The sequence below is a fragment of the Arthrobacter alkaliphilus genome (assembly GCF_021483235.1).
GTDB classification, from domain to species: Bacteria; Actinomycetota; Actinomycetes; order Actinomycetales; family Micrococcaceae; genus Arthrobacter; species Arthrobacter alkaliphilus.
In genome coordinates this window covers 40,290-54,800 of sequence record NZ_JAKEEC010000010.1, presented here as the reverse complement: position 1 = coordinate 54,800, position 14,511 = coordinate 40,290, and the positions used below count along the sequence as shown (strand labels likewise).

Annotated in this window: 11 protein-coding genes; 1 reads left to right on the top strand and 10 read right to left on the bottom strand. The window is 64.8% G+C overall.

What is annotated here, in order from left to right; all coding sequences use genetic code 11:
* Positions 1-11: 11 nt before the first annotated feature.
* The 3 genes from gltX to L0B83_RS09170 form a co-directional block, all read right to left on the bottom strand.
* Positions 12-1,526 carry a glutamate--tRNA ligase gene (gltX, locus tag L0B83_RS09180; RefSeq protein WP_234758103.1) on the bottom strand — a complete coding sequence of 505 codons (1,515 nt, stop codon included), beginning with the start codon at positions 1,524-1,526 and terminating at the stop codon, positions 12-14.
* 115 nt (positions 1,527-1,641) lie between these two features.
* Positions 1,642-2,418, bottom strand: a complete 777-nt coding sequence (locus L0B83_RS09175) for a fumarylacetoacetate hydrolase family protein (protein WP_234758102.1) — start codon at positions 2,416-2,418, stop codon at positions 1,642-1,644.
* A 54-nt stretch (positions 2,419-2,472) separates the two neighbouring features.
* Positions 2,473-3,255 (bottom strand): MBL fold metallo-hydrolase, encoded by a 783-nt coding sequence (locus L0B83_RS09170; RefSeq protein WP_234758101.1) that lies wholly within the window; start codon positions 3,253-3,255, stop codon positions 2,473-2,475.
* 180 nt (positions 3,256-3,435) lie between these two features.
* Here L0B83_RS09170 and L0B83_RS09165 point away from each other — a divergent pair, with 180 nt between their 5' ends.
* Positions 3,436-4,122 carry an SGNH/GDSL hydrolase family protein gene (locus tag L0B83_RS09165; RefSeq protein WP_234758100.1) on the top strand — a complete coding sequence of 229 codons (687 nt, stop codon included), beginning with the start codon at positions 3,436-3,438 and terminating at the stop codon, positions 4,120-4,122.
* Between the two features lie 101 nt (positions 4,123-4,223).
* Here L0B83_RS09165 and L0B83_RS09160 read toward each other — a convergent pair whose 3' ends face one another.
* The 7 genes from L0B83_RS09160 to L0B83_RS09130 form a co-directional block, all read right to left on the bottom strand.
* The gene (locus L0B83_RS09160) at positions 4,224-5,336 is read right to left on the bottom strand and encodes a branched-chain amino acid aminotransferase (protein WP_234758099.1); all 1,113 of its coding nucleotides are present in this window, start codon (positions 5,334-5,336) and stop codon (positions 4,224-4,226) included.
* A gap of 134 nt (positions 5,337-5,470) precedes the next feature.
* The gene (locus tag L0B83_RS09155) at positions 5,471-6,535 is read right to left on the bottom strand and encodes a 3-isopropylmalate dehydrogenase (protein WP_372461179.1); all 1,065 of its coding nucleotides are present in this window, start codon (positions 6,533-6,535) and stop codon (positions 5,471-5,473) included.
* Positions 6,536-6,969: 434 nt separating this feature from the next.
* Positions 6,970-7,716, bottom strand: a complete 747-nt coding sequence (locus tag L0B83_RS09150; RefSeq protein WP_234758097.1) for a class F sortase — start codon at positions 7,714-7,716, stop codon at positions 6,970-6,972.
* A 71-nt stretch (positions 7,717-7,787) separates the two neighbouring features.
* Complete coding sequence (locus L0B83_RS09145; protein WP_234758096.1) at positions 7,788-8,561, bottom strand: hypothetical protein; 774 nt, start codon at positions 8,559-8,561, stop codon at positions 7,788-7,790.
* Positions 8,562-9,203: 642 nt separating this feature from the next.
* Entirely contained in the window at positions 9,204-10,763 is a 1,560-nt protein-coding gene (metG, locus tag L0B83_RS09140; RefSeq protein ID WP_234758095.1) for a methionine--tRNA ligase, read from the bottom strand.
* Positions 10,764-10,839: 76 nt separating this feature from the next.
* Positions 10,840-11,595 (bottom strand): ABC transporter ATP-binding protein, encoded by a 756-nt coding sequence (locus L0B83_RS09135; protein ID WP_234758094.1) that lies wholly within the window; start codon positions 11,593-11,595, stop codon positions 10,840-10,842.
* Positions 11,592-14,396 (bottom strand): ABC transporter permease, encoded by a 2,805-nt coding sequence (locus L0B83_RS09130; protein ID WP_234758093.1) that lies wholly within the window; start codon positions 14,394-14,396, stop codon positions 11,592-11,594. The genes L0B83_RS09135 and L0B83_RS09130 overlap by 4 nt, the downstream gene beginning before the upstream one ends.
* Positions 14,397-14,511: the final 115 nt, after the last annotated feature.

Genomic DNA, 14,511 nt, shown 5'->3' with positions numbered 1-14,511 from the left:
GTGTGCCTGGACTAGCCGCGGAACGAGCGCAGGCGGGCAAGGGAGGAATCCTTGCCCAGGATGACCATGGATTCGAACAGCGGCGGCGAGATCCGGCGGCCGGAGATCGCTGTGCGCACCGGGCCGAACGCGAGGCGCGGCTTGAGTCCGAGATCCTCCACCAAGGCTTGCTTGAGCGCTGCCTGGATGCCTTCTGCCGTCCAGTCCTCAAGGGGTTCCAGCGCAGCGAGCGAGGCGTCCAGGACCTCGCCCAGATTCTCAGGGAGTCCCTTGCGTGCGTCGTCGGCGATGTCGATCGCGTCGTCGGCCTTGAATAGGAACGCGAGCATCTCGGGAGCTTCGCCCAACAGGGTGATCCGTTCCTGGACCAGCGGCGCGGCCTCGGCAAGAATCTCTTCCTGCCGCGGAGTAAGGATCTCCCCCACGAAGCCGGCGGCCCGCAGGTAAGGCACGAGCCTCTCGCGGAAATCTTCCGGCGCGAGCATCCGCACGTGGGTGCCGTTGATGGCCTCGGCCTTCTTGAGGTCGAAGCGCGCAGGGTTGCCCAGGACGTCGTGGATGTCGAAGTTTGCCACGAGTTGCTCCACGGTGAAGATGTCTTCATCAGCGCTCAGGGACCAGCCCAGGAGTGAGAGGTAGTTGAGCAGTCCTTCACGGATGAAGCCACGTTCGCGGTGCAGGAACAGGCTGGATTCCGGATCGCGCTTGGAAAGCTTCTTGTTTCCCTGGCCCATGACGTAGGGAAGGTGGCCGAACTCTGGCATGTACTCAGCCACGCCGATCGCGTAAAGGGCCCGGTAGAGGGCGATCTGCCTCGGGGTGGAGCTGAGCAGGTCTTCGCCGCGGAGGACGTGCGTGATGCCCATGAGTGCGTCATCCACGGGGTTCACGAGGGTGTACAGCGGAGCCCCGTTGGCGCGCACCACGGCGAAGTCCGGCACGGATCCGGCCTTGAACGTGATTTCCCCGCGCACGAGGTCGTTGAAAGTCAGGTCTTCGTCCGGCATGCGCAGGCGCAATACGGCGCTGCGGCCTTCGGCCTTGTACTGGGCGAGTTGTTCCTCGGTGACGTGGCGGTCAAAGCCGTCGTAGCCAAGCTTCGGATCCCGGCCGGCGGCGCGGTGCCGTGCTTCGATCTCCTCCGGGGTGGAGTACGACTCATAGATGTGACCGCCGGCCTTGAGCTTGGCGATGACGTCCTGGTAAATGTCGCTGCGCTGCGACTGGCGGTACGGTTCGTGCGGGCCGCCGACCTCCACGCCCTCGTCCCAGTCGATGCCGAGCCACTTCAACGCCTCAAGCAGTTGGTGGTAGCTCTCCTCGCTGTCGCGGGCCGAGTCAGTGTCCTCGATCCGGAAAATCAGCTTGCCGCCGGTGTGCCGCGCGTAGGCCCAGTTGAAGAGGGCCGTGCGGATCAGCCCAACGTGCGGTGTTCCCGTAGGTGAGGGGCAAAACCGGACGCGGACCGGGGTTTCGGCGTTCACGGCGGGAATGGCGGCAGAGTTCGGCTCAGCAACAGTAGTCATAGTGGTTCCAACTTTACCGCGTGGAACCCTTCCGCTTTCTCCGCCGGAAACGCCCGACGGCGGCCACTCACCAAAGAGGTGAGTGGCCGCCGTCGTACCTTCCGCTTCGGATCGCCTAGCGGCGGACCACTGGGTTGGACAGCCGCCCGATGCCTTCGATCTCGATCTCGTAGCGATCGCCCTCCTGGAGCAGCCCGACGCCGGCGGGCGTTCCCGTCATGATGACGTCGCCCGGGAGCAGAGTGAACGCCTGCGAAACCACCGACACCAGTTCACGCACGCCGCGGATCATCTGGTTGGTGCTGCCGTCCTGGCGCAGTTCGCCGTTGAGCCAGCCCTTGATGGCCAGGTCCTCGGGGTCGAGTTCGGTCTCAATCCAGGGTCCGAGCGGCGCGGAGGTGTCAAAGCCTTTGGCCCGGGTCCACTGCAGGTCGGTCTTCTGGACATCGCGGGCCGTCAGGTCGTTGCCGCAGGTGTAGCCGAAGATGACGTCGTCCACCCGGTCTTCGGGGACGTCCTTGCAAATGCGCCCGATAACGACGCACAGTTCCGCTTCAAACGACACTTCGTCGGAGAACTCGGGCAGCACGACCGGATCGTTCGGGCCGACGACGGAGGTGTTCGGCTTCAGGAAGAGGAGCGGCTGCTGCGGCACCTCGTTGCCGAGCTCCTTGGCGTGCTCGACAAAATTCCGTCCGACGCCGATCACCTTGCTGCGGGGAATGATGGGCGCCAGGAGGCGCACGTCTTCGAGCTTGTGGCGGACCGAAGTCCGCTCGACGCCGTTGAAGAAAGGGTCGCCGTGGATGACAGTGATCACTTCACTGCCGGGCTCCCCTTCGACGACGCCGTAGACGGGATCAGAATCAACAACAAACCGGGCGATACGCATGGTTGCTAGCCTACCGTCCGCGAGCTGCGGGCTCGCGCGGGGCAGCCCGCGCGGTCAGCCGCGCAGGTAGTCCAGTTGGGCCGCCACCGACGTTTCAGCTGCCCACCGCACGGAAGGATCGACGTCGGGATACACCGCATCAGTGACGGCCTGGACCCCGGCCTGCGCACCGAGCCGCGCCAAGGCTTCCCGGATCTGGTCCAGGCGCATCTCCCTGTGCGCCCGGTACTCCCGGCACACGGCGTCGACGGCCGGCAGGACGGGGCCGTGCGCCGGCAACAGCGTCGCGGGACCGAGCTTCTCAAGCGTGTCCAGGCTGGCGAGGTAGTCCCCCAGCCGACCGTCGGGATAGTCCAGAACGGTGGTGCCGCGCCCCAGGATGGTATCGCCCGTCAACACCGAGCCATCGGGCCCGTCGCCCGGAAGGTGGAAGCAGACTGAGTCCGACGTGTGGCCCGGCGTGGCAAGCACCCGGATCTGAACGCCGACGGCCTCGATGACCTCGCCGTCGCGCAACGGTTCGCCGCCGTGGCAGTGGGCCGGATCCGCGGCACGGACGGGTGCTCCGGTGAGCTCGTGGAAGCGGGCGGACGCCTCGGTATGGTCCTTGTGGCGGTGGGTGATGAGAACGAGTTCCACTGTTCCGGCGGCGGCCAGGGCGGCGAGGTGTGGTTCATCGAGCGGGCCGGGATCGACGACGACCACCCCGGCAGCGCCCGGCGCGGAAATAACGTACGAGTTGGTGCCCTCGAGGCTCATGGGACCCGGATTGGGCGCAAGCAGTGAGCGGGTGAGGTGACTGCTGTTGTGCAAGGTGGCGTCATTGACCGGATTCACGTCTCAATCTTGGCACACGCCAATCGGCCTGACCTTGGACGAATGCCCGGGGCCACGAAGCGGGCACGCCATACGACGTAGCATGGTGAAGAGGAACCGGTACGGATACATGGGGACAGTTGCGGAGGAGGAGGCGAAGTGTTGCAGACCCGAACCCGACGAAGAAGATCCCTGCGGACAATGGCGATCGCCATCGTCTGCTTCTCCGTTCTAGGCACCTACAGCGCCTGTTCCTCGGATGCTGGACCCCGGTCCGCGGGCCGGCCCACCGTGGTGATCATCGGAGATTCCCTCAGCACCGGACACGGGACCTCCCCTTTCGACGCCTGGCCCAAGCTGGTGGAGAACGATCCCGGCTTTCGACAGTTCAACACGACCATTGTCAATGCCGCACGGGATGGCGCCGGCTATGTCAGCGTAGGCGAGGACGGATCAACCTTCGGTTCCCAAGTGGACGAGGCCGTCACGGACGGGACGCGCTTAGTACTGTTCTTCGGTTCCGAAAACGACATGGGCACTTCCCCGGGAGAAACCGAGGCTGCGGCTGCACGGGCTTTCGCCTCGGTCAAGTCCCGCGCTCCCCAGGCCGACATCGTGGTGGTTGGGCCGCCGTCATACACGAGCACGCCCGAACCGGAAAGGCTCGACATCCGCGACCAGGACAAGGCGGCCGCACTGCGAGCGGGCGCCGAGTTCGTTGATCCGATCGACCTCGGCTGGATCATGAACGACGCCCCCGACCTCATTGGTCCCGACGGCGACCACCCATCGGCCGCGGGCCAGCAGTATCTGCAGGCCAAGATGGAAGCGCTCATTGGACCGAGGATCCAGCAAGACAAGCCGAGCAACAGCCCGCTTACCGGCTAGCCCGCTCGCCGGTTAGCCCCCTTGCCGGTTAACCCGCGACGGCGACCCGCCCACCGCAGTGGGAGGCCGCCGTCGGACACTTTCTTGGGAGCCGGTGGGACTTAGGCCAGGCGGGTGAGCCAGCCGTGCTTGTCCTCGACCTTTCCGGTCTGGATGCCGAGCAACTGCTCACGGATGGCCATGGTGGTTTCGCCCGCCTTGGCGTCCTCGGAGCCGATGAACTCGGTCTTGTCCTTGAGCACGCCGATCGGAGTGATCACGGCCGCGGTTCCACAAGCGAAGACCTCCGCGATTTCGCCGGAGGCCACCCCGTCGCGCCACTCGTCCAGCGTGATCTTCCGCTCGGAAACCTCGCGGCCCATGTCCTTCGCCACCTGGATGACGGAAGAGCGGGTCACGCCCTCGAGGATGGTTCCGGTGAGGGCGGGAGTGGCGAGCGAGCCGTCCTTCATCACGAAGAAGACGTTCATGCCCCCGAGTTCCTCGACGGCGTCGTCGTTGAACGGGTCCAGGAAGAGGACCTGCTTGCAGCCGTTCTCTTCGGCTTCCATCTGGGCAATCAGGGACGCGGCGTAGTTGCCGCCGCACTTGGCTGCACCGGTGCCGCCACGCCCGGCGCGTGCGTATTCACGCGAGATCCAGATGGACACAGGCTTGAGCTCGCCGCCGAAGTAGTTGCCGGCTGGAGAAGCAATGACCCGGAAGGAGACCTCGCGGGCGGCGCGGACACCCAGGAACGCCTCCGTCGCGATCATGAACGGGCGCAAGTACAGGGCTTCGCCGTCGCCGGACGGAACCCATTCCTTGTCTGCCTGCACCAGTTCGCGGATGGCACCGAGGAAGTACTCCTCCGGCAGCTCCGGGAGCGCCAAGCGGCGTGCGGACTTGTTCAGGCGGGCGGCGTTGGCCTCGGGACGGAACGTCCAGATGGAGCCGTCGGCGTGTCGGTATGCCTTCAGGCCCTCGAAGATCTCCTGGCCGTAGTGCAGGACTGCTGCCGAGGGATCCAGGGAAATCGGTCCATAGGCCTCGACGCGGGCACTGTGCCAGCCGCCCTTGCCCTCAGCGTCAACGCTGTAGTCGACGATGACGGTGTTGTCGGTGAAGTAGTCGCCAAATCCCGGGTTTGCCAGGATAGCTGCACGCTCCTCAGCAGACTTCGGGGTCTCCGAGAGCTGCTGGCTGAATTCGACGCCGTGGGCAGTCTGAGTCATGTTTCCTCCAGTCGGCTACCAGGCAGAGCGAACCATCTCTTGGAGGATATGGTTCAGCGACGGACCACGGCAGCAGTAAATAATTCAAGTAAAGCTTACGCCCGGGCGCAGACCCTCAGATGCCAGTACGGACCCTAAAGCGCGGCAGCGATGGCATCACCGATGGCAGCGGTGCTGCGGCTTTCACCGTTGCGGCTTTCGACGTCGGCGACGACGGCGGCTTCGATCCTGCGGGCGGCGCCCGTGTAGCCGAGGTGGTCCAGCAACAAGGCGGCGGAAAGGATGGCGGCGGTTGGATCCGCTTTCTGCTGTCCGGCGATATCCGGGGCGGAGCCGTGGACGGGTTCGAACATGGAGGGCGCGGTGCGGTCCATATTGATGTTGCCCGAGGCTGCCAGCCCGATGCCGCCGGTGATGGCCGCGGCGAGGTCGGTGATGATGTCGCCGAATAGGTTGTCGGTGACGATCACGTCGAAGCGCGAAGGATCAGTGACCATGAAGATCGTCGCAGCGTCGATGTGCAGGTAGTCGTGGGTGACCTCGGGGAATTCCTTGGCCACGGCCTCGACAGTGCGCTTCCACAAGTGGCCTGCGAAGACCAGGACGTTGTGTTTGTGGACAAGGGTGACGTGCTTGCGGGGACGCTCGCTGGCGCGGCGGAAGGCGTCGCGGACAACGCGCTCGACGCCGTGGGCCGTGTTGAGCGAGACCTCGGTGGCAACCTCGTGGGGCGTCCCTCCGCGCAGCGTGCCGCCGTTGCCGACATACGGGCCCTCGGTGCCTTCGCGGACCACGATGAAATCGATGGTTCCAGGGTTGGCCAGCGGACTGCCCACCGTGCCGTAGAGCCGCGAGGGGCGCAGGTTCACGAAATGGTCGAGGCTGAAACGGAGCTTGAGCAGCAGCTCGCGTTCGATGATTCCGGACGGAATGCGGGTGTCCCCCGGCGCTGCACCCACTGCGCCGAACAGAATGGCATCCCGGGTGCGCAGATCTGCCAGGACCTCGTCCGGGAGGGTCTCGCCGGTTTCAAGCCAGTGCTGGGCTCCGAGCTTGTATTCTGTCTGTTCCAAGGCCACGCCCTCTTCGGCGACAACCTTTTCAAGGACCTTGAGGGCTTCGGCAATGACCTCGGGGCCAATGCCGTCGCCGGGAATGACAGCCAGGTTGATCGTTGCGGAGGGTTGCGTTGCGCTCATGGTTTCAGATTGCCAACGCATCCACATTTTGGTCAAAATCGTCTCACGATTCGAGCACGACCCTTCTCCGCCGGACCCCCACTCACATATAACCCCTCCCGGCCGGACCCCCACTCACATATAACCCCTCCCGACCGGACCCCCGGCCACATAAAACCCCTCCCGACCGGACCCCCGATCACATATAACCCCTCCCGGCCGGACCCCCGATCACATGAAACCCCTCCGGGCCGGACCCCCGGTCACATATAACCCCTCCGGGCCGGACCCCCACTCACATAAAACCCCACCCGACCGGACCCCCGGTCACATAAAACCCCTCCCGGACGGACCCCCGATCACATAAAACCCCTCCCGGACGGACCCCCACTCACATAAAACCCCACCCGACCAGACCCCCACTCACATAAAACCCCACCCGACCAGACCCCCACTCACATAAAACCCCTCCCGGCGGGCGCGGCTTTCAGGAGGGATTGCCGTGCGGTGACGGGCGATGCGATCACTACGATGTTCTTGCCCCAGAGATCCTGCGTGTAGCAGCTGATCAGGACCAATCTGTTGGGCATGGCCGTCCAGACCGGACTGTCTTTCAACATCGATTTTGTGTACGTCGTGACGGAGTCGACCTTGTACGTCATCACCCCGGTTGCGGTGGCGACGTCGAGCACGTCGCCGGCGGCGGCCGCCGAGCTCAAGTGGTTGAACGGCGCGTCCAGCCCTTCCCAACTGTGCCCAATGACGTACGTGGTATTCGTCGACCCCGCTCCGGGGGTTCCGAAGGGGCTAAGCCAATACCCGTCCAAGGTCTCCGGCGGCTCGATGCTGGCTCCGCTGGCAGGGTCTGGTCGCAGCGGATGAACCGCCACGTCCAGGCCAACCGCCGGGTAGGTGACCCGTACCGGGGCCGACGCCGCAGGTAAGGGTGTTCCCTCAGCAGCGGCGGCAGCGCCGATTGGCGCGCTGTCCGGCCCGGGTTTGCTCGCCGGAGGCGCCGTCGAAAGCGCACTCCGCCCTAGGCCGGATACAGCCGGATTCCCCGGACCGGATACGCCGTAGACCAGCCAGGATGCAAGCAGACCCCCGATACAAAGGGCCAACAGGAGTAGGTCCCTTGAAGTGATCAGCAGCCCACGGATGGCCACGGGGCGGGACAGCCGCGCGAAGCGGTGATGGGCCATGATCACTCCCGGAGATAGCAGATCAGGTGGAGGGTGCCGCACACTGACTTGCGGCACCCTGAGGAGCTTGCTTAGTGGCTGGCCTTTCGTGCCCGCACACCGCTCCTTACGACTACAACCGCGGCTCCTGCACCGAAGAGGCCAGTCAGACCGGCAAGCCAAGCGGGGATGCCTGCGTCGGCCCTCCCGCCAACGGCCGTCTGGACGTTGTAGCCCGCGTTGGTCATGGGAACCTCGGGCGCGGCTGCAGTGCCGGATGCGGCTCCGGCCGCCCCGGGGTTGGCGGCCGCAGCGGGCGCTGCCGGAGTTATGGCTGCCGGCACCGGCGTCGTGGGCGCAGCGGCGGGCGGGACTGCCGGACTGACGACCGGCGTCGCTGGCTCCACTCGCTCGACAGGACCCGCCGGACTACTTGGAGTCACGGGCGGGCTCGTCACCGGATCCACGGGCGTGTTTGTCGGACTTATCACGGGCGGACTCGTCACCGGATCCACGGGCGGGCTCGGCGGACTGATAACCGGCGGACTCGTCGGACTGATAACCGGCGGAATGACCGGCGGCAGGCCAGCCACCCGGCAACCAGCATTAAGGATGGCAATGTTTTCCGGAGTGAGGTTTTGTCCATGGGGCATGAACTCGCCGTCATTTGCGGGAACGATGTCCTTGGTATCCGTAGTATGTTCGGATAGCGCGGACAAGCTGATGGTCACCTCTACGTAAGGGTTCGACGCCGAGTGCGTGGCATGGCAGATGGTGATCTTGCCTGAGGGAGCAGCGTTTGCCGACACCGTGGCACCCAGCAAGCCCAGGCCCACGACCCCCAGGGTCGCAATAGTTCTTTTCATTTCGGTCCCTCCAACCACATCAGGTTCGAACTGACCGGACTTTGCGGAGTAACTGTCTCCGAGACCCAGGCAAAGCAAGTACGGGAGACCTCAACCAGCGAGATGAATTTTGACAGTTACTCCCCAGAAAGTGCCATCAATTCGCTTGCTTTCAGGCTAGGTTTCGGGCGTCTGGTTAACGCGAGTGGCGGCTACGCGATTAAATGCGGGGGCCGAGGCGTCATGTCCGGGCTGCTACCTGCAAGGGGCGGACCCGCACTCGCCCGTACGTCAGGACCACTTGGAACCGTCGATCGGGCGGCTCCATGCCCCAGCCGGCCCGACGGTTAAATGGAGCGCTCCCTCACCCGGCAGGGTGAGGGAGCGTTTGCCGCAAAGGCGACTTAGGTGACCGGGCGTCCGCTCAAAAGGCGCCATAAGTGACCGGGGGTCCACCCAAAACACGCTATAAGTGACCGGGGGTCCGCCCAAAAGCCGCCATAGGTGACCGGGCGTCCGGCCAAAACACGCCATAGGTGACCGGGCGTCCGGCCAAAACACGCCATAGGTGACCGGGCGTCCGGCCAAAAGGGGCCTTAGGTGACCGGGGGTCCGGCCAAAAGGCGCCCTATGTGACCGGGCGTCTAGGAGTCAGCCGGGGGTCTAGGCGTTAGCCGGCTCTTCGTAACGCGGGAAAACCGGGACCGGGGCCGGGAGCTCTGTGCCGGGGACGATCGGCGTGGCGATGGCCGCGAACTGGCGGGCCTCGCCGTCGGGCTGTCCCAGCACCTCAAGGAGCTTGGCGGCCGACGTCGGCATGACCGGCTGGGCGAGGATCGCCACGATGCGGACAACCTCCAGCGTGACGTAGAGGACCGTGTTCATGCGGGCGGGGTCGGTCTTGCGCAGCACCCACGGGGCCTGCTCGGCGAAATACGCGTTGGTGTCGCCCAGGACGGCCCAGATTGCTTCGAGGGCTCGGCTGAATTCCTGCTTGTCGAAAGCGGCGCGAGCCACTTCCAGCAGTCCGCGGGCCTGGGCCAGCAGTGCGGAGTCCTCGTCCGAGAACTCTCCGGGGACCGGGACCTTCCCTTCGCAGTTCTTGGCCACCATGGACAGCGAACGCTGTGCGAGGTTGCCGAAGTTGTTCGCGAGGTCGGCGTTCATGCGGCCAACGATCGCCTCGTGGTTGTAGCTGCCGTCGGCTCCGAAGGGAACCTCGCGGAGGAAGAAGAAGCGGACCTGGTCCAGGCCGTATTGCTCTACGAAGTCCTTGGGGGCCACCACGTTGCCGAGGGACTTGGACATCTTGACGCCATTGTTGGTCAGGAAGCCATGGATCATGACGCGTTTCGGCAGTTCCAAGCCGGCGCTCATCAGGAAGGCGGGCCAGAAGATCGCATGGAACCGGGAGATGTCCTTGCCGAAGATGTGGACGTCCGCGGGCCAGAACTTACGGAACGCCTCCGAATCGGCATCCGGGTACCCGACTCCCGTCAAGTAATTGGTCAGCGCATCAACCCACACGTACATGACGTGGTTGTCGTTGCCCGGCACCGGGACACCCCAGTCGAAAGTTGTCCGGCTGATGGACAAGTCCTGGAGGCCCTGCTTGACGAAGCTGATGACTTCGTTGAAGCGGTATTGGGGGGCGCCGAACTCCGGCTGCGCCTCGTACAAGGCCAGCAACTTGTCCTGGTAGGCGGACAGGCGGAAGAAATAGCTCTCCTCGGCGGTCCACGTCACTTCGGTGTCGGTAACGCGGGAGTAGCGGACGCCGTCGTCCTTCAGTACCGTTTCGTCCTCGGTGTAGTAAGCCTCGTCGCGGACCGAATACCAGCCCTCGTACTTGGACAGGTAAATGTCCCCCTTGGCCTCCATCTTTTTCCAGAGGGCCCGGGAGGCAGCATAGTGGTCGGCATCCGTGGTGCGGATGAACCGGTCGTAGGAGATCCCCAACGCAGAGTGGGCGGCCTTATAGATCTCGGCATTCCGGTCGACGAGTTCCTTGGGCGTGATCCCTTCCTTCTCCGCCGCCTGGGCAATCTTCATGCCGTGCTCGTCCGTGCCGGTCAGGAACATCACGTCATAACCATCGAGGCGCTTGAACCGGGCCATAGCGTCGGTGGCGATGTACTCGTAGGCATGCCCGATGTGCGGCTCGCCGTTCGGGTACGTAATGGCGGTCGTGATGTAGAACGGGGGTTTATCTGGAGACGTCACTCTACGAAGTTACCTTCTCTTGGAGATGGAAAGACCGGACCGGCCGCATGTGACGGCCGGTCCGGACGCATCGGCTTTAGTTCAATTCAGTCAGCGTATCGCTGAGCCTGACAAGCTCGTGGTCGTGCGAGGCGACCAGTACCGCGATACCGTCGCTGGTGGTGTCCTTCAGGATGCTGATGATGCGGTTGGCCGAAGTGCGGTCCAGGCTCGCCGTCGGCTCATCCACCACCAGGACCCGCGTACCCAGGATCAAGGCCCGGGCGATGGCGACACGCTGGCGCTCACCGCCGGACAGCTGCGCAGGACGGTGGCGCATGCGCCGGCCAAGCCCCACCAGGTCCAGCAGGTCCTTGGCCATCTCGGTGCGCTGCTCCACTTCACCGTCCGGGACGGCCGGCAACAGCACATTCTCCAAAGCGCTCATGCCGTCGATCAGGGCGCCGCCCTGGTCCACGTACCCGATCAGCGCGCGGCGGCGGTCGGCGATTTCGTCATCGCCCATCGTCTCGAGGGAGACTCCCTCCCACAGGACCCTGCCCGACGTCGGAAGCGTCAGTCCCGCCCCCACTGTCAGGATGCTGGTCTTGCCTGAGCCGCTTCGCCCGGCGACGCAGTGCATCTCACCGGCGTGCAGGGTCAGGCTGAAGTCCTCGACGACGGTGACCGGCTCTGCCCCGCCCTTGTCGCCGCCATAGCGGATGGTGATGTTGCTCAACTGAAGGGGCATCCCGTGGTCCGCGGACCGCACGATGGTGTTGGCGCGGGTCTGGAACGACTCCTCGGTGGATTCCGTGGTCGCGGTCAGATCGGGTTCGAGGTTGTCAGTCATTTGACCACTTTCGTTGCAATGGGGATCCAGCAGATGACGGCCACCACTCCGGCCAAAGCGGCCCAAAGTGCGGCATAAGGAGCGAGCAACAGGCCCAGGCCCAGCGCCCCCACGACGCCCAGGATCAGGGCCGCTGCACCGACCAAGGCATTTTCAAAGAAGCGGACCTGCCCCAGCATGTCCGGGTTCCAGCCCATGGCCCGGAGCGTGCCAAGCTGTTCGCGCCTGGACCGGAGCTCGAAGCGACCGGTGACCAAGGTCAGGACCAGGCCGACGAGCACACCGCTCACCGCCAGGATGATGCTCGGCAAAGCGATGGTGGCGGAGGCGAGCCCGCTGAGGGCACTGGCCCCGGCGGCACGCGGGATGTCGATGAGCAAGGCGATCAGCGCACCGACGGCAGCCCCGAACACACCCACGGCAATCGCCAGGGCCACCGAGCTGAAACGGTTTGTGACCAGTTGGCGGTACGCGAACGTGAGGGGTGAATCCACCGCGATCAGGCGTTCATCGTGTTGGGGTTCCTGGTCGACCACGTCGCGGTGCCGCAATTGCTGGGCCGCGATGTAGGCGGCAGCGCAGTAAATGAGCAACACGGACGCGGAAACGATAACAGTGGCCAGGTTCCAGCTCAAAAGGCTCAGCGCGATGCCTGCCACCGCAACGATGCCCGCTCCGATGCCGAACTCTTCAAGGACCCAACGTCGGATCTTCCTTTGGGTCCAGCCCATGGCGCGGAGAATTCCGGCCTCGCTGCGCCGCTGGCGGATATAGCTGACGGTGGAAGCGCCGGTCAGGAGGGTGGCCCCGCAGAGCGTCAGGAAGAGGAGCGTGATATTTGTGCCGGTCAGGGAGCCGGAGACGGCATCGGCGGCATCCTGCCGGACCCAGGACTGCTGGACGGTGCCCAGGGCGGATTCCTTGCCGGCGTCGTCCTTGGAGTATCCCGGAACGAAGATGTTGGCGTCTTCGCGGGCGGAGCCCGCCACGACAGTGGCTTGGAGACCCATGTCGCGGATCTTGGCTGCGAGCTTGTCGACTTCGGGCTGGGCCTGCTTCCAGTTGCCCGGCGCGCTGGCGCGGACGCGGACGGCGTCGATGACGTTGGCGTTGGAATCGTAACCGCGCGCTGCGGCAAGGCCGTAGTAGTCGGTGATGGCGCCTGCGGACTGGCTGACCAGGCCGGTGGCACTCAGCGAGGGCTTGAGGCCCTTGGCTGCTGTGTCATTACCCGAAGCGTCCTTTGTGAGGGTCATCGGGGCCGGGTCGTAGCCACCCAACGGCAGTTTGTTGACGTCGCCCGCTGCCTTCTGGATCTGGGCCGGATCGAACGTGCCGTAGACCATCGGCAGCGGGGTCGCGGGCTTCGATCCGGTGGCAAGGTTCTCGCGGTACGAACGCTCGTCGACCGGCTTGCGCTGGCTCTGGTCGACTATCGCCCCGAAGGCCGACTTTTCGGGCAGCTTGTTGACGGTAACCCAGTCTCCCGGGGTGGCGGACTTGCCGACGGCGCCATTCGCGGACTTTTCGCCGTCCTTGTACTTGGGTGCGGCGGCGAAGTCCGTGCTCCACTGCGCCGGCTGGTACAGGCCTTGGCTGAAGTTGCCCGTGTTACCGAGCAGCTGGCTGTGGTCGGTGGATCCTGGCCATGACAAGGAGAACGGCGACTTCGACACGAAGGGCAGGTAGTCCTTGTCCAAGGAGCGCGATACGGTGCCGACGTCATTGACGACCTTGCCCGAAGCATCGATTTCCTGGATCTGGACCGAGTACTTCAAGTCCAGCGAGGTTCCCTGCCGGACGATCAAAGGAATGGCCTGCGAGGCATCCGTGATCTGGCCGGACAGCTTTGCCTGCTGGTACTGGGTCATGAGGGGGGCCCAGTATTTGAGCTTGACACCCATGAAATCCGGGCCTTCTTGGAGTTCCTGCTGGGTAGGGCTCTTGGCGAAGAGTTGTTCGAAGTAGCGGCCGATCGCGCCGGCGTTGCGGGTGTCGGCCGGCGGCGCCTTTTGCAGCGGTGCGAGGAAGTCTCCGGCCGAGCCCAAAAGGGCGCGTTCGGCGGTCGGGTCGACGGCGACGACCGACTCGGTGACCTGCGGAGCCATGGGCAGGGCTACTGAAAGGTTGAAGAGGTTGTGTTCCGAGCCGCCGGCAGGGGCAGGAAACTTGATGCCGGTCTCCCCCGCGGGTCCGGCGATCCGGATGCTCTTGCCACCGGCAGTCTGCTGCTCTACGACCTGCCCCTTGCCCAGGGTGCCTTCAGCGCTGGTCTGGAAGAGGGTCTGCTGGGATACTCCGTCGGAGCTCACGGCGGTGGCGGTCAAACGGTACTTCTTGGGCTGCGCGGGAAGCACGGATTCCGGCGCGGGCCAGCTCTTGGAGTCCGTCCCGGTCGGATCCCCCGCGGTGGCTCCGCCGGCCAGACCCGCGTTGTAGCCAAGGTAATCCATTGCGTTGAGGCGCGGGGTTTCCAGGTTCTGCGTCACCCGGGAAACGAGGCTGATGGGCGCCGCGACTGCCGCGCCGCTCAGCCCGCGGATCTGCTCGAGTTGCGGGAAGCTGATGCCGCCCTGGCCGTTCGCGATGTCCGGCTGGAGGAGTGCCCCGCCGTCCTTGGCATTCGCCGGCTTGGCCTGGACCAGGATGTCGTACAGGCCGCGGGAGTTCTCATCCACTGTCCGGTTCAGTGCGGCCTGCGACTGGCTCTGGATGAATACGGACAAACACATGGCGACGATCAAAATGGCCGCGGTCAACAGAAGCACACGGCTTCGGATGAACCTCTGGACGGCGTTCATAGGGCTCCCTGAGTCCTGGATTGCGGGTGTGCACACTGCTGTCCCTGGAACCATGCCGAGGCAGTAGGGATCCACCGGGTGCGTGCGAGAGTCATTGGCCGGCCTGCCGCCGGTT